The sequence below is a fragment of the Novacetimonas hansenii JCM 7643 genome, from assembly GCF_000964405.1.
GTDB classification, from domain to species: domain Bacteria; phylum Pseudomonadota; class Alphaproteobacteria; order Acetobacterales; family Acetobacteraceae; genus Novacetimonas; species Novacetimonas hansenii.
This window is the reverse complement of the sequence record NZ_BANE01000054.1, coordinates 1-20,938: the sequence shown is the minus strand read 5'-3', so window position 1 is coordinate 20,938 and position 20,938 is coordinate 1. Positions and strand designations below refer to the sequence as shown.

Here is a 20,938-nt window from a genome sequence, read left to right as displayed (position 1 = left end):
CAACGCAGTCAGAGTCAGGAATGTCACAGTGGATGGGGAAAATTCTTTCCATTCGCGGTGCTGGGCTGATTATTGGTGTTTTTGGCCTGTGTGCGCTGATTGCGGCTACGTCCGTGACCCTGCCGCCAGAACAGCAGTTGATTGTGGCATTTGTATGTGTCGTGATCTTTTTTATTGTCGGTCATAAGCCCAGCCGTCGGTCCCAGATTTTCCTTGAAGTGCTGTCAGGGCTGGTTTCGCTGCGCTATCTGACATGGCGCCTGACGGAAACGCTTTCATTCGATACATGGTTGCAGGGTCTGCTTGGGACAATGCTTCTGGTGGCGGAACTTTACGCCCTGATGATGCTGTTCCTCAGCTATTTCCAGACGATCGCGCCGCTGCATCGTGCGCCTCTGCCGCTGCCGCCGAACCCTGACGAATGGCCCACGGTCGATATCTTCGTCCCGACCTATAACGAAGAACTGAGCATTGTCCGCCTGACGGTGCTGGGATCACTGGGGATTGACTGGCCACCGGAAAAGGTGCGGGTTCATATCCTTGATGACGGCCGTCGTCCTGAATTCGCCGCCTTTGCCGCTGAATGTGGCGCGAATTATATCGCCCGCCCGACGAACGAACATGCAAAGGCCGGTAATCTTAACTATGCCATTGGTCATACCGATGGTGATTACATCCTGATCTTTGACTGCGACCACGTCCCGACCCGCGCCTTCCTGCAGTTGACAATGGGCTGGATGGTCGAAGACCCGAAGATCGCGCTGATGCAGACCCCGCATCACTTCTATTCCCCCGACCCGTTCCAGCGGAACCTGTCGGCTGGTTATCGTACCCCGCCCGAGGGCAACCTGTTTTATGGCGTGGTGCAGGATGGCAACGATTTCTGGGATGCGACCTTCTTTTGCGGGTCATGTGCAATCCTGCGTCGCACGGCGATTGAGCAGATCGGCGGCTTTGCGACCCAGACCGTGACCGAAGACGCGCATACCGCACTCAAGATGCAGCGTCTGGGCTGGTCCACGGCCTATCTGCGTATCCCGCTTGCCGGTGGTCTCGCGACGGAACGCCTGATCCTGCATATCGGACAGCGCGTGCGCTGGGCGCGTGGGATGCTGCAGATCTTCCGCATCGACAATCCTCTGTTCGGGCGTGGCCTGTCATGGGGGCAGCGGCTTTGTTACCTGTCGGCCATGACGTCGTTCCTGTTCGCTGTCCCGCGCGTCATCTTCCTGAGCTCCCCGCTGGCGTTCCTGTTCTTTGGGCAGAACATCATTGCCGCGTCGCCGCTCGCGCTGCTGGCCTATGCCATCCCGCATATGTTCCACGCCGTCGGCACGGCGTCGAAGATCAACAAGGGCTGGCGCTACTCCTTCTGGAGTGAGGTCTATGAAACCACCATGGCGCTGTTCCTGGTGCGCGTGACGATTGTCACCCTGCTCAGCCCTTCACGTGGGAAGTTCAACGTGACGGACAAGGGCGGGTTGCTTGAAAAAGGTTATTTCGACCTTGGCGCCGTCTATCCGAACATCATCCTTGGCCTGATCATGTTCGGCGGTCTGGCGCGTGGTGTCTATGAACTGTCTTTCGGCCATCTCGACCAGATCGCCGAACGTGCCTACCTGCTGAACTCCGCTTGGGCGATGCTCAGCCTCATCATCATCCTTGCGGCCATCGCCGTGGGGCGTGAAACACAGCAGAAACGCAACAGTCATCGCATCCCCGCAACCATCCCGGTGGAAGTGGCGAATGCCGATGGGTCCATCATCGTGACGGGCGTGACCGAGGACCTGTCCATGGGTGGGGCCGCGGTAAAGATGTCATGGCCTGCGAAGCTGTCGGGGCCGACGCCGGTTTATATCCGTACTGTCCTTGATGGAGAGGAACTGATCCTGCCCGCCAGGATCATCCGTGCTGGCAACGGGCGGGGGATCTTCATCTGGACGATTGATAACCTGCAGCAGGAATTCTCGGTTATCCGCCTGGTGTTCGGCCGTGCCGACGCATGGGTTGACTGGGGCAATTACAAGGCCGACCGCCCGCTGCTCAGCCTCATGGACATGGTTCTCAGCGTCAAGGGCCTGTTCCGTTCAAGCGGCGACATCGTCCATCGCAGTTCCCCAACCAAGCCTTCGGCTGGCAATGCCCTGTCTGACGATACGAACAACCCGTCACGCAAGGAGCGTGTGCTGAAGGGAACCGTGAAAATGGTTTCGCTTCTGGCGCTGCTGACATTTGCTTCCTCGGCACAGGCGGCGTCAGCGCCCAGGGCCGTCGCGGCGAAGGCCCCGGCCCATCAGCCCGAAGCCTCTGACCTGCCGCCGTTGCCCGCGCTCCTGCCGGCCACCAGCGGTGCGGCGCAGGCGGGTTCGGGCGATGCCGGCGCCAATGGACCCGGCAGCCCCACGGGCCAGCCCCTGGCGGCCGACAGTGCCGATGCGCTGGTGGAAAATGCGGAAAATACGTCCGATACGGCGACTGTCCATAATTATACCCTCAAGGATCTTGGCGCCGCAGGGTCCATCACAATGCGTGGCCTTGCCCCGTTGCAGGGGATCGAGTTCGGGATTCCCTCTGACCAGCTTGTGACGTCCGCGCGCCTTGTGCTGTCGGGTTCGATGTCGCCCAACCTGCGTCCGGAAACCAATTCGGTCACAATGACGCTGAACGAGCAGTATATCGGCACGTTGCGTCCCGACCCGGCGCACCCGACATTCGGCCCCATGTCGTTCGAGATCAACCCGATCTTCTTCGTCAGCGGAAACCGTCTGAACTTCAACTTCGCCTCCGGGTCGAAGGGATGTTCGGACATCACGAACGATACGCTGTGGGCCACGATCTCGCAGAACTCGCAGCTTCAGATCACGACAATCGCGCTGCCGCCGCGTCGCCTGCTGTCACGTCTGCCGCAGCCCTTCTATGACAAGAACGTGCGCCAGCATGTTACGGTCCCGATGGTGCTGGCGCAGACCTATGACCCGCAGATACTCAAGTCCGCGGGGATTCTCGCTTCGTGGTTTGGCAAGCAGACGGACTTCCTCGGCGTGACGTTCCCGGTGTCGTCCACCATCCCACAGAGTGGCAACGCCATCCTGATCGGCGTGGCCGATGAACTGCCGACCAGCCTCGGGCGGCCGCAGGTCAATGGCCCGGCGGTTCTGGAACTGCCGAACCCGTCGGATGCAAATGCCACGATCCTGGTGGTGACGGGGCGTGACCGTGATGAGGTTATTACCGCGAGCAAGGGCATCGCCTTCGCGTCTGCTCCCCTGCCGACCGACAGCCATATGGATGTCGCGCCGGTCGATATCGCCCCGCGCAAGCCCAATGACGCGCCATCTTTTATCGCGATGGACCATCCGGTGCGCTTTGGCGACCTTGTAACGGCAAGCAAGCTACAGGGAACCGGCTTTACGTCCGGTGTGCTGTCGGTTCCGTTCCGCATTCCGCCCGACCTTTATACGTGGCGTAACCGCCCGTACAAGATGCAGGTACGTTTCCGTTCCCCCGCGGGGGAGGCGAAGGATGTCGAGAAGTCACGTCTCGATGTCGGGATCAACGAGGTTTACCTGCATTCCTATCCGCTGCGCGAAACGCATGGCCTGATTGGCGCGGTTTTGCAGGGTGTCGGCCTTGCCCGCCCTGCAAGCGGCATGCAGGTGCATGATCTCGACGTACCGCCGTGGACCGTGTTCGGGCAGGATCAGTTGAACTTCTACTTTGACGCGATGCCCCTTGCGCGCGGAATCTGTCAAAGTGGCGCGGCAAACAATGCGTTCCATCTTGGGCTTGACCCGGATTCCACCATTGATTTTTCCCGTGCCCATCACATCGCCCAGATGCCCAACCTTGCCTATATGGCGACGGTCGGTTTTCCTTTCACCACCTATGCCGATCTGTCGCAGACGGCGGTTGTTCTGCCTGAACACCCGAATGCCGCGACTGTTGGCGCCTATCTTGACCTGATGGGGTTCATGGGCGCGGCGACGTGGTATCCGGTTGCGGGCGTGGACATTGTGTCGGCCGATCATGTCAGTGACGTTGCGGACCGTAACCTGCTGGTGATTTCGACGCTGGCGACAAGTGGCGAGATCGCGCCGCTGCTGTCACGTTCATCCTACGAAGTGGCGGATGGTCATTTGCGCACGGTGTCGCATGCGTCCGCGCTGGATAACGCGATCAAGGCGGTCGACGATCCGCTGACGGCTTTCCGCGACCGTGACAGCAAGCCGCAGGATGTCGATACCCCCCTGACGGGTGGTGTCGGCGCGATGATCGAGGCGGAATCCCCCCTGACGGCGGGCCGCACCGTTCTGGCGCTGCTGTCGTCTGACGGTGCGGGGCTGAACAACCTCCTTCAGATGTTGGGGGAGCGCAAGAAGCAGGCGAATATCCAGGGGGACCTGGTTGTTGCCCATGGCGAGGACCTGTCTTCGTACCGCACTTCGCCGGTCTATACGATCGGCACCCTGCCGCTCTGGCTGTGGCCGGACTGGTATATGCACAACAGACCGGTTCGTGTGCTGCTTGTCGGCCTGTTGGGATGTATTCTGATCGTCAGTGTTCTTGCACGGGCTCTGGCGCGGCATGCGACCCGGCGTTTCAAGCAGCTTGAGGATGAGAGGCGCAAGTCGTGACCCATAAACGATATGCTTCGTCCCTGTCCGCCGGTCTTCTCGCAACGACCTGCGTCGCAGGTCTGTTGCTGCAGGCGAACGGCGCACGGGCACAGCAGGCGGCAGAGGCGCAGGCCCCGGCCAGCAGCACCACCATGATGCAGGCAGCTACCGTTGCCCCCGCCCAGAGTGGGCAGGCCGCGGTGGTGCAGCGGCTGGTGCAGCAGGCCCGTTTCTGGATGCAGCAGCACCAGTATGAAAATGCGCGCCAGTCCCTGCAGAGTGCTGCGCGACTTGCACCGGATTCCGTTGATCTGCTGGAGGCCGAGGGCGAATATCAGTCGCATATCGGCAATCGTGATGCCGCCCTTGATACGCAGCGTCGCCTGCATCAGGCCGCACCAGGCAGCACGTATGAAAGCCAGTTGAACGACCTGCTGCATGAACAGGCGATTTCCCAGCCGGACCTTGCGCATGCGCGCTCGCTTGCCGCATCCGGGCACAGCGATCAGGCGGTGGAAGCGTACCAGCACCTGTTCAACGGTTCGACGCCCACGCCCTCGCTCGCGGTTGAATATTACCAGACGCTGGCTGGCGTCTCGGGGCAGGCCGGCACGGCACAGGATGGGCTGATCCGTCTGGTCAAGGCCAATCCTTCCGATTTCCGGGCGCAACTGGCGCTTGCGCAGGTCCTGACCTATCAGCCCGGCACCCGGATGGAGGGGCTGCAGCGGCTTCAGGCGCTCCAGAAGTACCAGTCTTCCGCCCCGGTGGAGGCTGCGACGGCGGAAAAATCATATCGCCAGACGCTGTCATGGTTACCGGTTACACCCGAAACACTGCCGTTGATGCAGAAATGGCTGGACGCACATCCATCCGACAGCGCATTGCGGACCCATATGGCAGAACCGGCAGGCGGGCCGCCGGATAAAGGCGCGTTGGCGCGGCAGGACGGGTTCAAGGCGTTGAACGCCGGACGTCTGTCCGCAGCCCAGGCCGCGTTCCAGAGCGCACTGAACCTGAATGCCAAGGACGGCGATGCCCTGGGCGGCCTTGGCCTTGTCGCCATGCGCGCGGGCCATAACGAGGAAGCGCATCGTTACCTCGAAGACGCGATCGCGGCTGATCCCAAGAATGCGGCGCACTGGCGTCCGGCACTGGCTGGCATGGCCGTGGGCGAGGAATATGGCAGCGTCCGTCGCCTGATCGCCAGTGGACAGACACAGGAAGCCGAACAGCGCCTGATGACGCTGGCGCGTCAGCCCGGACAGTCCGAGGGCGCGACCCTTATGCTGGCGGATTTGCAGCGCAGCACGGGCCAGACCGGCGAGGCCGAGCGCAATTACCGGGCGATCCTGGCGCGCAATGGTGACAATCCCATCGCACTGATGGGACTGGCCCGTGTGCTGATGGGGGAAGGCCAGGAGAACGAAGCGAACGCCCTGCTGTCGCGCCTTGGTGGTCGCTATAGCGATCAGGTGCAGCAGATCGAGGTTTCGGGTATCATGGCCGAAGCTGCCCGCACGTCGGATTCAGCGCAGAAGGTCAGCCTTCTGCGGCAGGCCATGACCAAGGCCCCGGATGACCCGTGGTTGCGCATCAACCTTGCCAATGCGCTGCAACAGCAAGGTGACAGCGCGGAAGCGGCCAATGTCATGCGTCCGCTTCTGACCAGCCCGCGTACGCCGGCCGATTATCAGGCGGCGATCCTGTATGCGTCCGGCAATGGCAATGATACGCTGGCACGCCGTTTGCTTGCGGGACTGTCGCCGGATGACTATTCCCCGGCCATCCGCACCATTGCCGATGAAATGGCGATCAAGGCCGATCTGGCCAGCCGCCTTTCGATGGTTTCGAATCCCACGCCGCTTGTGCGCGAGGCTCTGGCGGCGCCGGACCCGACGGGCGCGCGTGGTGTGGCGGTGGCCGACCTGTTCCGGCAGCGTGGTGACATGCTGCATGCGCATATGGCGCTGCGCATCGCCTCCACGCGCAATATTGACCTGACGACCGAACAGCGGCTGGCCTATGCCACCGAATATATGAAGATCAGCAATCCCGTTGCCGCAGCGCGCCTGCTTGCACCGTTGGGCGATGGTAGTGGAACCGCAACCGGTTCCGCGATGTCGCCGGATCAGCGGCAGACGCTGATGCAGTTGCGCATGGGCATTTCGGTGGCACAGTCGGACCTGCTGAACCAGCGTGGCGATCAGGCGGCGGCGTATGACCACCTTGCGCCCGCGTTGCAGGCCGATCCAGAGGCGACATCCCCCAAGCTTGCGTTGGCGCGACTGTATAACGGGCGTGGCAAGTATGGGCACGCGCTGGACATCGACCTTGCTGTTCTTCGGCATAATCCGCAGGACCTTGATGCGCGGCAGGCCGCCGTGCAGGCCGCGGCGAATGACGGCAAGGACAACCTGGCCATGCAACTGGCGCAAGATGGGGTCCAGCAGTCGCCGATGGATGCGCGCAGCTGGCTTGGCATGGCGGTGGCGGACCGCGCTGTGGGCCATGGCGACCGGACGCTTGCTGACCTGCGCCGGGCGTAAGAATTGCGCCTGCAGCAGCTCAAGATCAGTCGGGGTGATGCCATCGGCGGTGATGAAACGCAGGCGACCGCGCCGCCGACGGCCAATCCGTTCCGTCGCGATGCATACGGGCATGCGCTGTCGCTGGGTGCGCCCCCGGGTGAGAACGGGTACAGCACGGCAGGAAGCGTGCCCGAGATTTCGGACCAGATGCTGTCCTCCATCAACGGGCAGATCCATACCCTGTCCGAAGACATGGCGCCGTCTGTTGATGCCGGCCTTGGCTTCCGTGTCCGTTCCGGCACCCCGGGCATGGGCGCGTTGACCGAGGCATCCGTGCCGATCGTCGGGCGCATCCCGCTGCAGGCTGGTACTTCGGCGCTGACATTCACGGCCACGCCAACCTTCCTGACGTCGGGGCACCTGCCGCAGACCGGGTATGATATACCGCGTTTCGGCACCAACCTGTTCGCGCTGGAACGGAACCTGCAGAACCAGAACAACAGCGCGGAACATCGCATCAATACCGATACGATCGGGCGCGAGGCAGGTGTGGCGCCTGATGTCCGCTTTGCCAATAACTGGGTCAGTGCCGATGTCGGTGCCTCGCCTCTGGGCTTTACGCTGCCGAACGTGATCGGTGGTGTTGAATTCGCCCCGCGTGTCGGGCCTGTGACCTTCCGTGTCAGTGGGGAACGCCGTTCCATTACCAACAGCGTCCTGTCCTATGGCGGGATGACCGATGCCCTGACCGGCAAGAAGTGGGGCGGTGTTGTCACCAACCACTTCCATGGACAGGTCGAGGCTACGCTGGGCAATACCATTGTGTATGGTGGTGGTGGTTATGCCATCCAGACCGGCCATCATGTCCAGAGCAATACCGAAGTGGAAGGCGGGCTGGGGGCGAATACCCTGGTTTATCGCAACCGCAAGCACGAAGTGCGTGTCGGCGTGAACCTGACCTATTTCGGCTATAAGCATAACGAGGACTTCTATACTTACGGGCAGGGTGGCTACTTCTCGCCGCAGTCCTATTTTGCGGCAACGGTGCCCGTCCGGTATTCCGGGCATAGTGGCCTGTTTGACTGGGATGTCACCGGGTCCATCGGGTATCAGTTGTTTCATGAACACAGTTCGGCCTTCTTCCCGACCAATCCTGTGTATCAGGCCCTTGCGAACGGGCTGGCGGGTGTATCTACTGCTGAACTATCCTTGGAATCGGCCAGGTATCCCGGCGATGATGTCGGTAGCCTTGTTGGTGGTTTCGATGGCAGGGTGGGTTATCGCGTCAGCCATTCGCTGCGCCTTGATCTGTCCGGTCGTTTCCAGAAGGCTGGAAACTGGGATGAGGGCGGCGCCATGATCTCGGCTCACTATCTTATTATGGACCAGTAATGACAATTTTTGAGAAAAAACCGGATTTCACCCTGTTTCTTCAGACCCTGTCATGGGAAATTGATGATCAGGTCGGGATCGAGGTCAGGAACGAGCTCCTGCGTGAGGTCGGACGGGGCATGGGCACGCGCATCATGCCGCCGCCGTGCCAGACCGTGGACAAGCTGCAGATCGAACTGAACGCGCTTCTGGCCCTGATCGGCTGGGGCACCGTGACGCTCGAACTCCTCAGCGAGGACCAGTCCCTGCGCATCGTGCATGAAAACCTGCCGCAGGTTGGCAGCGCGGGCGAACCTTCGGGCACGTGGCTGGCTCCGGTGCTGGAGGGGCTGTATGGCCGCTGGGTGACGTCGCAGGCGGGTGCGTTTGGTGATTATGTCGTTACACGCGATGTGGACGCCGAGGATCTGAATGCTGTTCCGCGTCAGACCATCATCATGTACATGCGCGTGCGCAGTTCCGCGACCTGAGGCAGGACAACGGCGGTCTGGTCCGCCGCTGTTTTTCAGGCAGGTCGCCGTCGGCGATGCCGGATGATGCGATGGCGTCCGGCACGACGGCAGGCAGCCGGGCATGGCGGCCCGGCCATTCCGTTTCGGGGTGGTCGGGCTTTTTGCTGTCTGGCGGGATGTGGGGGTGCCCGCATGGGCTGGCAACACCCCAATATAGTGTTTGAGAATGGAAGGTTTTAAGCGATTTTTTGAACACAAGTTATTGATAAAAGACGAAAAAAACTTCGATCGCTTGCCTGTAATCAGGATTCACAAAAACATCTATTTTTTAGTGGGTTGCCGGTTCTGATGTTGAAGCGACTGTTTGAAAAGTCAGGATCGATAATATACTGAAATTATAAAGGTTTTTGGTGAAGCTTTTTCTAAAAAGCTTCGGAAGGCACCGCCTTTTTGAAAAAAGGCGGCATCCAAAAACTTTTCTTCTTTTTATCAATGATCTGTTTTCAAATAGAGATGGTTATTCTGCAAAAAACATTGTTTCCCCAAGGTCATTCCTGCTTGATAATCAGCATATGGTTCTGGTGAATATTTTTTCAGAAATCCTCGAAAGACGTTATTTTTTCTGACAACGGCGCCAAAAGTTTTTATTTTTATCAACAGGTTGTTTGTGTGTGGTGCCTTTTGGCATCATGTGCGGCCTGTCGTCAGGTTTTCTTGGTCGACATTGCGATATGTCATGCCGTTCTGGCGGGATGGGGTTCATCCTTGGGGCGAAATGGGGGTGGCATGCCGATTGGTGACGTCAGCTTCTTCTGGTTGTGGCCATGTATGAGGAGGATGATCGACGCATGATGATGTCTCGTAAACTGATGTTGCTGTCTGCCGTGGCGTTTGGCGGGATCGTTGCTCTGTCGCCCGGCGCGCAGGCCCGCGAGGGACAGGATGCCCCGGCCACCACGGCGGACAGCCGGGCGCGCGATCTGCTGTCGCACATGACGCTTCAGGACAAACTGTCGATGGTTTTCACCATTGATGGGGGGGGCACGATGGGCAATGCGCCGATTCCGCCTGGCGGCCTGGGGTCGGCGGCATATCTGAAGACGCCGGCCGGGCTGCCGCCGTTACAGATCAGTGATGCGGGCCTTGGCCTGCGTAACCCGTCGCATGTGCGCCCGCACGGACAGGCGGTCGGTCTGCCGTCCGGCCTTGCAACGGCCAGCACATGGGACCCGGACATGGCGCGGCAGGGTGGGGCGATGATCGGCGCCGAGGCCTGGCGGCAGGGGTTCAATGTGCTGCTGGCCGGTGGCGCCGACCTGACGCGTGACCCGCGCGGGGGACGCAATTTCGAATATGCGGGCGAGGACCCTTTGCTGACGGGGCGGGTGGTTGGGGCCACCATCGCCGGTATCCAGTCGCAACATGTGATTTCGACGTTGAAGCATTTCGCGATGAACGATCTTGAGACATCGCGCATGACCATGAGTGCGGATATCGATACTGCGGCGATGCGCGAAAGCGACCTTTTGGGATTTGAAATTGCGATGGAGGTCGGGCATCCCGGGTCGGTGATGTGTTCGTACAACCGCGTCAACGACATCTATGCCTGCGAAAATCCCTATCTGCTGACAAAGGTGCTGAAGCAGGACTGGAAATATCCCGGCTTTGTCATGTCCGACTGGGGGGCGACCCATTCATCCGCCCGATCCGCCCTGGCGGGGCTGGATCAGGAATCATCGGGTGACGATGCCGATGCCCGCCCATTTTTCCGCGAGATCCTGGCGCGTGATGTCAGGGAGGGGCGCGTCCCCACCAGCCGGGTGGATGACATGGCGCAGCGTATTGTCCGCTCCATGTATGATGTGGGGCTGGTGGACCATCCGCCGGTCATGCAGCCGCTGGACGTCGTGACCGATATCCTTACCGCGCAGCGTGATGAGGAAGAAGGCGCGGTGCTGCTGAAGAACAGTGGAAACCTCCTGCCGCTGTCGCCCACGGCGCATGTCGCCGTGATTGGCGGGCATGCCGATGTGGGCGTGATTTCGGGTGGGGGGTCCAGCCAGGTCGATCCGATCGGCGCGCCCGCGATTGGTGTGGTCAAGGGACCGGGCAAGAAGGACTGGCCCGGCGACCCGGTATATTTCCCGTCTTCGCCATATCGCATGATGCAGGCGGAAGCACCGTCGGCGCGCCTGACCTATACCTCTGGCGCGGACATCGCGCGCGCGGCGGATGCAGCGCGCAGGGCGGATGTTGCGGTCGTGTTTGTGACGCAGTTTTCCTATGAAGGCATGGATACCGCCAATGCCATGACGCTGGATGGCAATCAGGACGCGTTGGTGGCGGCGGTCGCGCGCGCCAATCCACGTACGGTTGTCGTGATGGAAACGGGCAATCCGGTCATGATGCCCTGGCTGGACAATGTCGGTGCGGTGATGGAGGCATGGTATCCCGGTTCGGGCGGTGGCGCCGCGATTGCGCGCCTGCTGTATGGCAAGGTGGCCCCGTCGGGTCGTCTGCCGATGACATTCCCCGCATCGCCCGTCCAATTGGCCCACCCTGATATTGCAGGTGTCACGGCCAACAGTGTGTTTGAAATGCAGTTCCATACCGATCAGGAACTTGTCTATGACGAAGGCAGCGAGGTTGGCTATCGCTGGTTCGACCATACGCATGCGACGCCGCTCTTTGCGTTTGGCCATGGCCTGACCTACACCACTTTTGCCCATGATGGCCTGCGTGTCGCGCATCATGGGGACGATGTCGTCGCCACCTTTACGGTGCGCAATATGGGCACGCGCGTGGGGGTGGATGTGCCGCAGCTTTATGTCCGCCTGCCCGATGGCGGGGGGCGTCGCCTTGCAGGATGGCAGCGTGTGACGCTTGCGCCGGGTGAAAGCCGTGAACTGTCGGTAGTGCTGGAACCACGCGTGCTGGCGCATTTCGATGAGAAGCATGACCGCTGGAACGTGCCATCGGGGGAATATCGCATCTGGCTGGGGTCGTCTGCCGTGGATGAGTCGCAGCAGGTGACGTTCCACCTTGCCGGCCGGAACATGGCCCCCTGAGTATGGCGTGGGTGGGTGCCCCGAAAACTGGCCGGCATCGCGGTCGCTTGTGTCGTGCCTCGGTGTCGGTCATGGTCCTGCTTACGGCGCTGATGTCGGGAGGGGAGGGCATGGCCATGGCGTCCGGCTGGCCTGATACGCCCATGGTACGGATGCGCATGCAGGCTGAAATCCGTACCCTGCAGGTGGCATTGCTGACGCAGCCAAGTGCGACCGTCACGCTGGAGGATTGGTGCGCCCGCCATGGCATGGCCGCGCCCGCGCGTGTGCTGGCGCGGCGTCTGCCTGTGGCACAGGCCAGCATACCGGCGCAGGTGCGCGCCGACCTTGGCGTGGGTGTGGATGAACCGGTTCGCCATCGTCGCGTTGCGCTGTCGTGCGGTGCGCATGTGCTTTCTCTGGCTGACAACTGGTATGTGCCCGCGCGCCTGACCCCGGCGATGAATGCACGGCTGGATCAGACGGATATGCCGTTCGGCCATGTGGTTGCTGAACTTGGTTTTACGCGGCGCACGCTGGAATCCTCATTGCTATGGTCGCCTCTGCCCACAGGGTGGGAAGCGCACGCCATCCCCCCTGCATCATCGGGCATGATCGCGGTGCCGGCTGAGGTCCTGCGCAATCGCGCGGTCCTGTCACGTCATGATGGCGCTGCATTCAGCGAGGTTGTGGAGACCTATACAGGCGCGATCATGGAATTCACGCCACCATTATAGGTAGCTGTTTGAAAATAAATCATTGATAAAAATAGTAAAAGTTTTTGGGTGCGGACTTTTTTCAAAAAAGCGGCGTCTTCTGAAGCTTTTTGGAAAAAGCTTCACCAAAAACCTTTATAATTTCAGGATGCTATTGGGTCTGACTTTTTAATAAGTCTCTAAGTTATGTTATGTTTTTATTATAAATTATATTGAAATTACTTCACTTTTTTTGGGATAAAGTGGCGAATATTTACTCTATTTTTCCTGATGGGTCGTTTGCAAACGGCATTTTAACGCAGCCATCAATGTAAAAAGCCGGAAGGCAGAAAGAACCTGACGCGGCTATTTTGAGAGGGGGCAGCGCGGACACCGGCTTGCCGCCTGTCGCGGGGTCGGGCACGGTGGCGCATTGCCTGTCGTGCGGCAGGCCCGTACCCAGCCAGGCAAATGAGGTGTCCCATGACCGAAAAATCCCCCACGGATCGCAGCGCGCTGGACCTGCGTGACCCGGGGCTGGATGCGGCGAGGGTCCGTGCCGCCCTGTCGCTTGCCCCCCATCCCGAAGGTGGCAGTTACCGTGAAATCTGGCGCGAGACACGCGCCGATGGTGGGCGTGGCAGTGTCAGCACGATCGAATTCCTGCTGGAGCAAGGGGAGCGTTCGCACTGGCATCGTGTCGATGCGGCGGAAATCTGGTGCTGGCAGGCGGGCGGCCCGTTATGTCTGCGTATTGTGGGCGCGGGGCAGGCCGAACAGGCCATAACCCTTGGCCCGTGTCCCGATGCGGGCGAGGTGTTGCAGGCCGTGGTACCCGCCGGGGCATGGCAGGCCGCCCAGGGCATGGGGAAATGGTCGCTTGTGGCGTGCATCGTTGCGCCCGCCTTCCTGTTCGATACATTCGAACTGGCCCCGCCCGGCTGGTCCCCGGCAGGCACGCAGGAACAGACCCAGACAGAAATACCGACAGGTCTGGCGTGATGGAGGACAGGCCCATGACCCACGAACCGCAATGGCTGTCACTTGCACGCGAATTGCAGGCCATCGCGCAAAGCGGTCTTGCCTATGCCGATGGCAGCCCATTTGACCGGGAACGTTACGAGGCCGTGCGTGACATCGCCGTGCGCATGATGGCGATGGGCAGCGACGAACCCGCCCCGCGGATTGCGGACCTGTTCGCGGCCCAGCGCGGTTATGCAACGCCAAAGGCGACGGTACGCGCGGCGGTGTTCGATGCGTGCGGCCGTATCCTGCTGGTGCGTGAGGTGCTGGACCACGGGCGGTGGACCCTGCCGGGCGGATGGGCTGACGTGAACCTCTCGCCTGCGGAAAACACGGTCAAGGAGGTGTACGAGGAAAGCGGCTATATTATGCGCGCCACCCGGTTGGCGGCGGTATGGGACCGTGCGCGGCAGGCGCACCCGCCGGGACCGTTTTCGTGTTACACGTTATGTTTCCTGTGCGAACTGCTGGGGGGGGTGCCCACTATCAGTGCGGAAACATCGGAAATCGGATGGTTCGCGCGCGATGAAATCCCTGCGGACCTCTCCCTGGGCCGCGTACTGCATGCGCAGGTCGATGCGATGTTCGATTATGCCGCCAACCCGGCCCTGCCGACCTATTACGACTGATCCCGCCATACGGGTCACACTCTGTAATGCGCTGGGCATAGGCCATTGAAATCGGGCATGAAGATTTCCATATCGTAACCCATGACAGTTCGGCCGACTACTGAAGCTGGAGAACAGGTAAAAAGATGACAGAACAGACAGCCGCGCCCGCCGCCGGGGGCGAACAGCATGAATTCAGCGCCGAGGTCGGGCGTCTTCTCGACCTTGTGGTGCATGCCCTTTATTCCGAACGGGAAATCTTCCTGCGCGAACTGGTGGCCAATGCCGCCGATGCGACGGACAAGCGCCGGTTCGAGGCCCTGACCGATGGTGCGCGCGCCCTGCCGGATGATGCGAAGATCCGCATTAATCCCGACAAGGAGGCACGCCTGCTGACCATTACCGATGATGGCGCGGGCATGGACAAGGACGAACTGGCGCGCAACCTCGGCACCATCGCGCGGTCGGGCACCCGTGCGTTTGGCGAGGAACTGCAAAAGGCCAAGCCTGAGGAAAAGCCCAGCCTGATCGGGCAGTTCGGTGTTGGCTTCTATGCCGCGTTCATGGTGGCGGACCGTGTGGACGTGATCTCGCGCCGCGCCGGCAGTGACGAGGCCTGGTGCTGGTCCTCCACGGGCAAGGGGAACTATACCATTTCCCCCGCAACGCGGGAGAAGGCAGGCACGGACATCATCTTGCATATCAAGGAAGATGCCGACGACTTCCTTGATTCGTGGCAGCTTGAAACGATTGTGCGCAAATGGGCGGACCATATTTCGTGGCCCATCAGCATCGTCAAGGAAGGCGAGGAAACCACCGCCAACAAGGGTACCGCCCTGTGGCGCAAGGGCCGTGGCGAAATCGACGAAGAACAGCTTAACGAGTTCTATCGTCATGTCAGCCACAACTTCGACACGCCATGGGCGACGTTGCACTGGCATGCCGAAGGAACGCTGGAATTTTCCGCCCTGCTGTTCATCCCCGGCAGCAAGCCGTTCGAATTCGGCGAACCCGTGCGTGAAAGCCAGATCCGCCTGCATGTGCGGCGCATGTTCATCACGGACGAAGCCGGGCTGCTGCCGCCATGGCTGCGTTTTGTAACCGGCGTTGTCGATACGGAGGATCTGCCGCTCAACGTCTCGCGCGAGATGTTGCAGGCGACGCCGGTGCTGGCGCGTATCCGCAAGGCCGTGACCAATCGCGTGATTTCCGAACTGAAGACCCGCGCCAAGGACGAGGCGGATTTCGACAGGTTCTGGGATAATTTCGGCCCGACCTTCAAGGAAGGCATCTGGGACGATGCCGAGCATCGCACCGAACTGGCGACCATCGCGCGTTTCCGTTCCAGCACGCAGGATGGCTGGACCACGCTGGATGCGTATCTGGAGCGTAAAAAGCCGGAGCAGGAGGCGATCTACTACCTGACGGGGGATCGCGCGGAAATGCTGTCATCCTCGCCGCAGCTCGAAGGGTTCCGCGCGCACGGGATCGAGGTGCTGTTGCTGTCGGATGCGGTGGATTCCTTCTGGCCCGACCGGCTGGGTGTTTACAAGGATACGCCGCTGCGTAACATCAGCCAGTTCCACGCCGACCTTGAGAAGTTTGGCGCGGCGGAGGAAACGGCCGAGGAAAAGAGCGACCTTGAGTCCGTCCTGCCTGCGTTGAAGGAAGCGTTGGGCGATGCGGTGTCCGCTGTGAAGGCGACGAATCGGCTGGTGGACAGTGCGGTCGTGCTGGGTGCCGCCGAAAATGGCCCGGATCTGCAGATGATCCGCCTGATGCGGCGCAGCGGGCAGGAAACGCCCGATACGGCGCCCGTATTGCAGGTCAACCCGCGCCATGTGCTGATCCATGAACTGGCGCAGCGCGTGAAGGCTGGGGAGTCGATTGAGGATCTTGCCCTGATCCTGATGGACATGGCCCGCATCCAGGATGGTGAAAGCCCGAAAGACCCGACCCGCTTTGCCCAGCGTCTGACGGCCCTGCTGTCGAAGGTGGCCGTAAAGGCTGGCTGACGCGCCACCCGGCCCGTCATGGTGCGATATCCCGTCATGCCGTCATGCATGGCGGGATATTTTTTTGCCCGTCGTACCATGCGGGGGCGGGGTGGTTCGTGCATGGTGCGGTGATGGCGATACACACGCCCCGCAGATATATTCGTTTGCGAAAGACAGCGTTCTTTTGACGCTTTTCGTAAAAAGCTTCCCCAAAAACGTCTTCGGCATCATACAATGGCCGAGGAAGTTTCCCGGCGGGCACTGTCATGGCGGGCACTGTATGGCGGGGTACGCTTTGGAAATATCGCTGATATTTTCGCATGACGCATGTTAACCGGTGCGCGGGTGATGGCTGACTGCGTGATGATGGCCCGTTGGTATGATCGGGGCTTGAATACATGTCGCGCGGATGCTTCCTTGCACGCCCCTGATGAATGGTAAGTTCCTGATTTTGACAACGGCAAACGACGCATGAAAATCAACGATGTCTCGTATCGCAGCGTTTGGGTTGACCCCGATGACGGGTGGTCGGTGCGGATATTTGACCAGACCCGGCTTCCATGGGCGCTGGACATCCTGCGCCTGACGCAATGTGGGCAGGTCGCCCATGCCATACGCACCATGCAGGTGCGTGGCGCGCCGCTGATTGGCGCGGTTGCGGCCTATGGGCTGGCGCTGGCGTTGCGGGTGGATGCCTCCGATACCGCAATGGAACGTGATGCCGCGATGCTGGCCGCGACACGTCCCACGGCGGTCAATCTGGGGTGGGCCATCGGGCGGATGCTGACGCGGCTGCGTCTGCTTGCTCCTGCCGACCGTGTGGCCGCCGCCTATGACGAGGCGGGGCGCATCTGTGATGAGGACGTGATCCAGAACGAGGCCATAGGCCGGCTGGGCCTTGAACTGATCGAGGAACTCCATCGCGCGCGGGGCAATGCCGCAGGACCGGTCAATATCCTGACCCATTGCAATGCCGGATGGATCGCAACCGTGGACTGGGGCACTGCGCTGGCCCCGATCTATATGGCGCATGACCGGGGTATTGATGTGCATGTGTGGGTGGATGAAACCCGCCCGCGCAACCAGGGTGCATCGCTGACGGCATGGGAACTGGGCAGTCATGGCGTGCCGCACACGGTCATTGCGGATAACGCGGGCGGCCACCTGATGCAGCATGGCAAGGTGGACCTGGTGATCGTGGGCACCGACCGGGTGACACGTAACGGTGATGTCGCCAACAAGATCGGCACCTATCTCAAGGCACTGGCGGCAGCGGATAATGGCGTGCCGTTCTGGGTCGCGCTGCCTTCCACCACCATCGACTGGAGCATTTCGGATGGCGTGCGTGAAATCCCCATCGAGGAGCGTGCAAGTGCCGAAGTCACCCATATCTCCGGCCTGACGGGGGCGGGGCAGGTCGAAACGGTGCAGTTGACGCCACAGGGCAGCGGTGCGGCAAATCCCGCATTCGATGTGACGCCAGCACGCCTTGTGACGGGGTTGATTACCGAACGTGGGCGTTGCAGCGCCACGGCGGATGGGTTGTGTGACCTGTTCCCCGAATATGTATAAGTGAAAAAAAACGCCCGTGCGGCGTTACAGGGGTGTCCGAACTTGACAGCGCGGGGCAGATTGGCTTTGTCGCGCCTGCGGGAACGGACGGCTGTAACGGCCGCCCGGCACCCCTGAAACAGGTTGGACAGGACGAGATCATGCATCCCTATCGTACCCATAGCTGTGCGGCCCTGCGGGCCAGCGACGCCGGGCAGACGGCCCGCCTTTCCGGATGGGTACACAGCAAGCGAGATCATGGCGGCCTGCTGTTCATTGATCTGCGCGACCATTTCGGCCTGACCCAGATCGTGATCCCGGCGGGGTCGCCTGTGCTGGAACTTGCGGAAAAGATCCGCGTCGAAAGCGTCCTGACCATTACGGGCGAAGTTGTCCTGCGGGACGCTGCGACGAAAAACCCGAACCTGCCGACAGGGGATATCGAGGTCCGCGCCCAGCAGATTGATGTGCAGTCGGCGGCCGATGTGCTGCCGTTCCAGGTCGCAGGGCAGGAAAACTACCCCGAGGACCTGCGCCTGACCTATCGCTATATCGATCTGCGCCGGGAAAAGGTCCATCGTAACATCATGCTGCGCGCGCAGGTGATCGCAAGCCTGCGTCGGCGGATGACCGACCTGGGGTTCGTTGAATTCCAGACGCCCATCCTGACGGCGTCCTCGCCCGAAGGCGCGCGCGACTTCCTTGTTCCCGCGCGCATGCATCCGGGCAAGTTCTATGCCCTGCCGCAGGCCCCGCAACAGTTCAAGCAGTTGGCGATGGTCGCGGGCTTCGACCGTTATTTCCAGATCGCGCCGTGCTTCCGCGACGAAGCCGCGCGCGCCGACCGTTCACCGGGCGAATTCTACCAGCTTGACTTCGAAATGGCGTTCGCGACGCAGGAAGATGTGTTCGCGACGCTGGAGCCGGTGATGGAAGGGGTGTTTCGTGAATTCGGCGGCGGGCGTATCGTCAGCAAGGCCCCGTTCGAGCGCATTCCCTATGCCACCGCCATGGAAGTCTATGGCAGCGACAAGCCCGACCTGCGCAACCCGCTGAAGATTTCCGATGTCACGGACTCCTTTGCCGAATCCGGATTCGGCCTGTTCGCCCGTATCGTCGCCGATGGCGGTCAGGTGCGCGCCATCCCCGCCCCCGGCGCAGGGGAAAAGCCGCGTGCGTTTTTTGACAAGCTCAATGCCTGGGCACGTGAAGTCGGTGCCGGTGGCCTTGGCTATATCATCTTCGCCGAAGATGGCGGCAAGGGGCCGATCGCCAAGAACCTTGAGCCCGAACGTATCGCCGCCATCCGTGACAAGACGGGCCTGAAGGCAGGCGACGCGGTCTTCTTTGCCGCGGGCAAGGGGGATGAGGTCGCCAGGTTCTCTGGCCTGGTGCGCACGCGCATTGCGACTGAGCTTGACCTGATCGAGGAAAATGCCTTCCGTTTCTGTTGGATCACGGACTTCCCGATGTTCGAGCGAAACGAGGATACGGGACAGATCGACTTCTCCCATAATCCGTTCTCCATGCCGCAGGGCGGGATGGAAGCACTGGAAAAGCAGGACCCGCTGACGATCAAGGCCTACCAGTACGATATCGTATGTAATGGTATCGAGCTGTCGTCGGGTGCGATCCGCAACCATCGTCCTGATGTGATGATCCGTGCGTTCGAGATCGCGGGCTATCCCGAAAGCGAGGTCGAGGCCCGTTTTGGCGGCATGCTCAACGCCTTCCGCTATGGCGCGCCGCCGCATGGCGGGTCCGCGCCGGGTGTGGACCGTATCGTCATGCTTCTGGCTGATGAACCCAATATCCGCGAGGTCATTCTCTTCCCGCTGAATCAGCAGGGTGAGGATCTGATGATGGGCGCGCCCGCCCCGGTGGAGAGCGCACGCCTGAAAGAACTGTCTCTGGCGCTGGACCTGCCCAAGCCAAAGCCGGTAGTCGTGAAAACCTCCGAAACCCCAAAGAAAGACTGACGGCATGCATCGTGCCATCCGGGCCTGCGTCATGAACGCGCCACGCTGGCGGGGCGTGTGCATGGGTGCGGCCCGGATGGTGACGGCAGGAATGGCGATGGGGCTGGTTCTGGGGCTGATGCCCCCGGCCAGGGGGGCGGAAACCCCGACACCACTGACGCCACATCGCGCGGTATATGACCTGACGCTGCAATCCGTCAGTGGTGGGCAGATCGTCTCTGCAAGTGGCAGCATGACCTATGTGCTGTCCGATGCATGTTCCGCATGGTCCACGCAGCAGGAACTTAACCTGCAGACTGCATCGCGCAGTGGCGTGCAGACGGAAATCCGTACCGATTACGCCGTGCTGGAGGACAAGGACGGTGGCCACATGGTCTTTCGCACCCATCAATACGGCAGTGGCGTGACGGAACAGAAGATCAGTGGCGAGGCGACGATGACAGCCACTGGCGGTCAGGTGCGTTATACCCAACCGGGCGTCAGCGTCGTCCCCCTTGCGGCGGGTACGCTGTTTCCCGTGGCGCATACCCGCGCGATCATCGCCGCCGGACGCGCGGGACAGGCCACCATCGAACCTGTCCTGTTCGATGGCACTACGGAAAAAGGGGCCATCGACACCTTCATTGTCCTGATGGGGTGGAAGCCACCGCCGGCACAGACGGATATCCCCGCGCTGGCACATCTGGGGTCGGTTGCGACGCATGTGGCCTATTACGACCATGCGACGCACGACATGCCGCCGGATTTCGATATCGGCATGCGGTATTTTGAAAATGGCGTATCGGACCGGCTGGACATGAATTTCGGGGAATTCCGTATGCGCGGCACGTTGCGCACCTTTACCCCGCTGCCTGCGCCGCATCATTGCTCGGTCATGGTGACGCCGCATTCGCCATAAAGGACAGGCAGGGGTGGGCTTTGTCCCCACCCCTTGCCCAAAGATATTAGAGAGTGTCTGAGAACAACTCATTGATGAAAAAAGAAAAGTTTTCGGGTGCCGCCGTTCGATCGAAAAAGGCGGCGTCTTCTGAAGCTTTTTGGAAAAAG

General features: G+C 60.9%; 13 protein-coding genes. All 13 read left to right on the top strand.

Translation table 11 applies throughout. The annotated features are described in order from the left end of the window. The first annotated feature begins 32 nt into the window (after positions 1-32). Complete coding sequence (gene bcsA / locus B7G66_RS18645) at positions 33-4,634, top strand: UDP-forming cellulose synthase catalytic subunit (RefSeq protein WP_003617977.1); 4,602 nt, start codon at positions 33-35, stop codon at positions 4,632-4,634. Further along, complete coding sequence (locus B7G66_RS18640; protein WP_239016122.1) at positions 4,631-7,165, top strand: tetratricopeptide repeat protein; 2,535 nt, start codon at positions 4,631-4,633, stop codon at positions 7,163-7,165. The genes bcsA and B7G66_RS18640 overlap by 4 nt, the downstream gene beginning before the upstream one ends. A 3-nt stretch (positions 7,166-7,168) precedes the next feature. Next, positions 7,169-8,539 carry a cellulose synthase subunit BcsC-related outer membrane protein gene (locus tag B7G66_RS18635; RefSeq protein ID WP_239016121.1) on the top strand — a complete coding sequence of 457 codons (1,371 nt, stop codon included), beginning with the start codon at positions 7,169-7,171 and terminating at the stop codon, positions 8,537-8,539. Then, the gene (locus B7G66_RS04005) at positions 8,539-9,009 is read left to right on the top strand and encodes a cellulose synthase operon protein D (RefSeq protein WP_003617981.1); all 471 of its coding nucleotides are present in this window, start codon (positions 8,539-8,541) and stop codon (positions 9,007-9,009) included. Before B7G66_RS18635 ends, B7G66_RS04005 begins: the two co-directional genes overlap by 1 nt. 56 nt (positions 9,010-9,065) lie before the next feature. Beyond that, positions 9,066-9,215: a hypothetical protein gene (locus B7G66_RS17775; protein ID WP_155116140.1), complete on the top strand. Its 150-nt coding sequence runs from the start codon at positions 9,066-9,068 to the stop codon at positions 9,213-9,215. A 624-nt stretch (positions 9,216-9,839) separates the two neighbouring features. Next, complete coding sequence (locus B7G66_RS04000) at positions 9,840-12,059, top strand: beta-glucosidase family protein (RefSeq protein ID WP_040511561.1); 2,220 nt, start codon at positions 9,840-9,842, stop codon at positions 12,057-12,059. 71 nt (positions 12,060-12,130) lie between these two features. Further along, positions 12,131-12,775 carry a hypothetical protein gene (locus B7G66_RS03995; RefSeq protein WP_040511562.1) on the top strand — a complete coding sequence of 215 codons (645 nt, stop codon included), beginning with the start codon at positions 12,131-12,133 and terminating at the stop codon, positions 12,773-12,775. Between the two features lie 441 nt (positions 12,776-13,216). Continuing rightward, the gene (locus tag B7G66_RS03990; protein ID WP_003617984.1) at positions 13,217-13,735 is read left to right on the top strand and encodes a cupin domain-containing protein; all 519 of its coding nucleotides are present in this window, start codon (positions 13,217-13,219) and stop codon (positions 13,733-13,735) included. A 14-nt stretch (positions 13,736-13,749) separates the two neighbouring features. Next, positions 13,750-14,385, top strand: coding sequence for an NUDIX hydrolase (locus B7G66_RS03985; RefSeq protein ID WP_040511564.1), 636 nt, complete (start codon positions 13,750-13,752; stop codon positions 14,383-14,385). A 125-nt stretch (positions 14,386-14,510) separates the two neighbouring features. Beyond that, entirely contained in the window at positions 14,511-16,379 is a 1,869-nt protein-coding gene (gene htpG, locus B7G66_RS03980; RefSeq protein ID WP_003617986.1) for a molecular chaperone HtpG, read from the top strand. A gap of 453 nt (positions 16,380-16,832) precedes the next feature. Continuing rightward, a complete protein-coding gene (mtnA, locus tag B7G66_RS03970; RefSeq protein WP_003617988.1) occupies positions 16,833-17,933 on the top strand; it encodes an S-methyl-5-thioribose-1-phosphate isomerase in 1,101 nt (366 codons plus the stop codon). A 140-nt stretch (positions 17,934-18,073) separates the two neighbouring features. Beyond that, positions 18,074-19,891, top strand: a complete 1,818-nt coding sequence (gene aspS, locus B7G66_RS03965) for an aspartate--tRNA ligase (RefSeq protein ID WP_040511565.1) — start codon at positions 18,074-18,076, stop codon at positions 19,889-19,891. Positions 19,892-19,895: 4 nt separating this feature from the next. Next, entirely contained in the window at positions 19,896-20,789 is an 894-nt protein-coding gene (locus B7G66_RS03960) for a cell envelope integrity EipB family protein (RefSeq protein ID WP_003617990.1), read from the top strand. Positions 20,790-20,938: the final 149 nt, after the last annotated feature.

Bases quoted from the DNA above. Each gene is read 5' to 3' on its own strand.
- B7G66_RS03990 (WP_003617984.1), top strand. From the start codon at position 13,217: ATGACCGAAAAATCCCCCACGGATCGCAGCGCGCTGGACCTGCGTGAC.
- htpG (WP_003617986.1), top strand. From the start codon at position 14,511: ATGACAGAACAGACAGCCGCGCCCGCCGCCGGGGGCGAACAGCATGAA.
- B7G66_RS03960 (WP_003617990.1), top strand. From the start codon at position 19,896: ATGCATCGTGCCATCCGGGCCTGCGTCATGAACGCGCCACGCTGGCGG.
- B7G66_RS03995 (WP_040511562.1), top strand. From the start codon at position 12,131: ATGGTCCTGCTTACGGCGCTGATGTCGGGAGGGGAGGGCATGGCCATG.
- bcsA (WP_003617977.1), top strand. From the start codon at position 33: ATGGGGAAAATTCTTTCCATTCGCGGTGCTGGGCTGATTATTGGTGTT.
- B7G66_RS04005 (WP_003617981.1), top strand. From the start codon at position 8,539: ATGACAATTTTTGAGAAAAAACCGGATTTCACCCTGTTTCTTCAGACC.
- B7G66_RS17775 (WP_155116140.1), top strand. From the start codon at position 9,066: ATGCCGGATGATGCGATGGCGTCCGGCACGACGGCAGGCAGCCGGGCA.
- aspS (WP_040511565.1), top strand. From the start codon at position 18,074: ATGCATCCCTATCGTACCCATAGCTGTGCGGCCCTGCGGGCCAGCGAC.
- B7G66_RS04000 (WP_040511561.1), top strand. From the start codon at position 9,840: ATGATGATGTCTCGTAAACTGATGTTGCTGTCTGCCGTGGCGTTTGGC.
- mtnA (WP_003617988.1), top strand. From the start codon at position 16,833: ATGAAAATCAACGATGTCTCGTATCGCAGCGTTTGGGTTGACCCCGAT.
- B7G66_RS03985 (WP_040511564.1), top strand. From the start codon at position 13,750: ATGACCCACGAACCGCAATGGCTGTCACTTGCACGCGAATTGCAGGCC.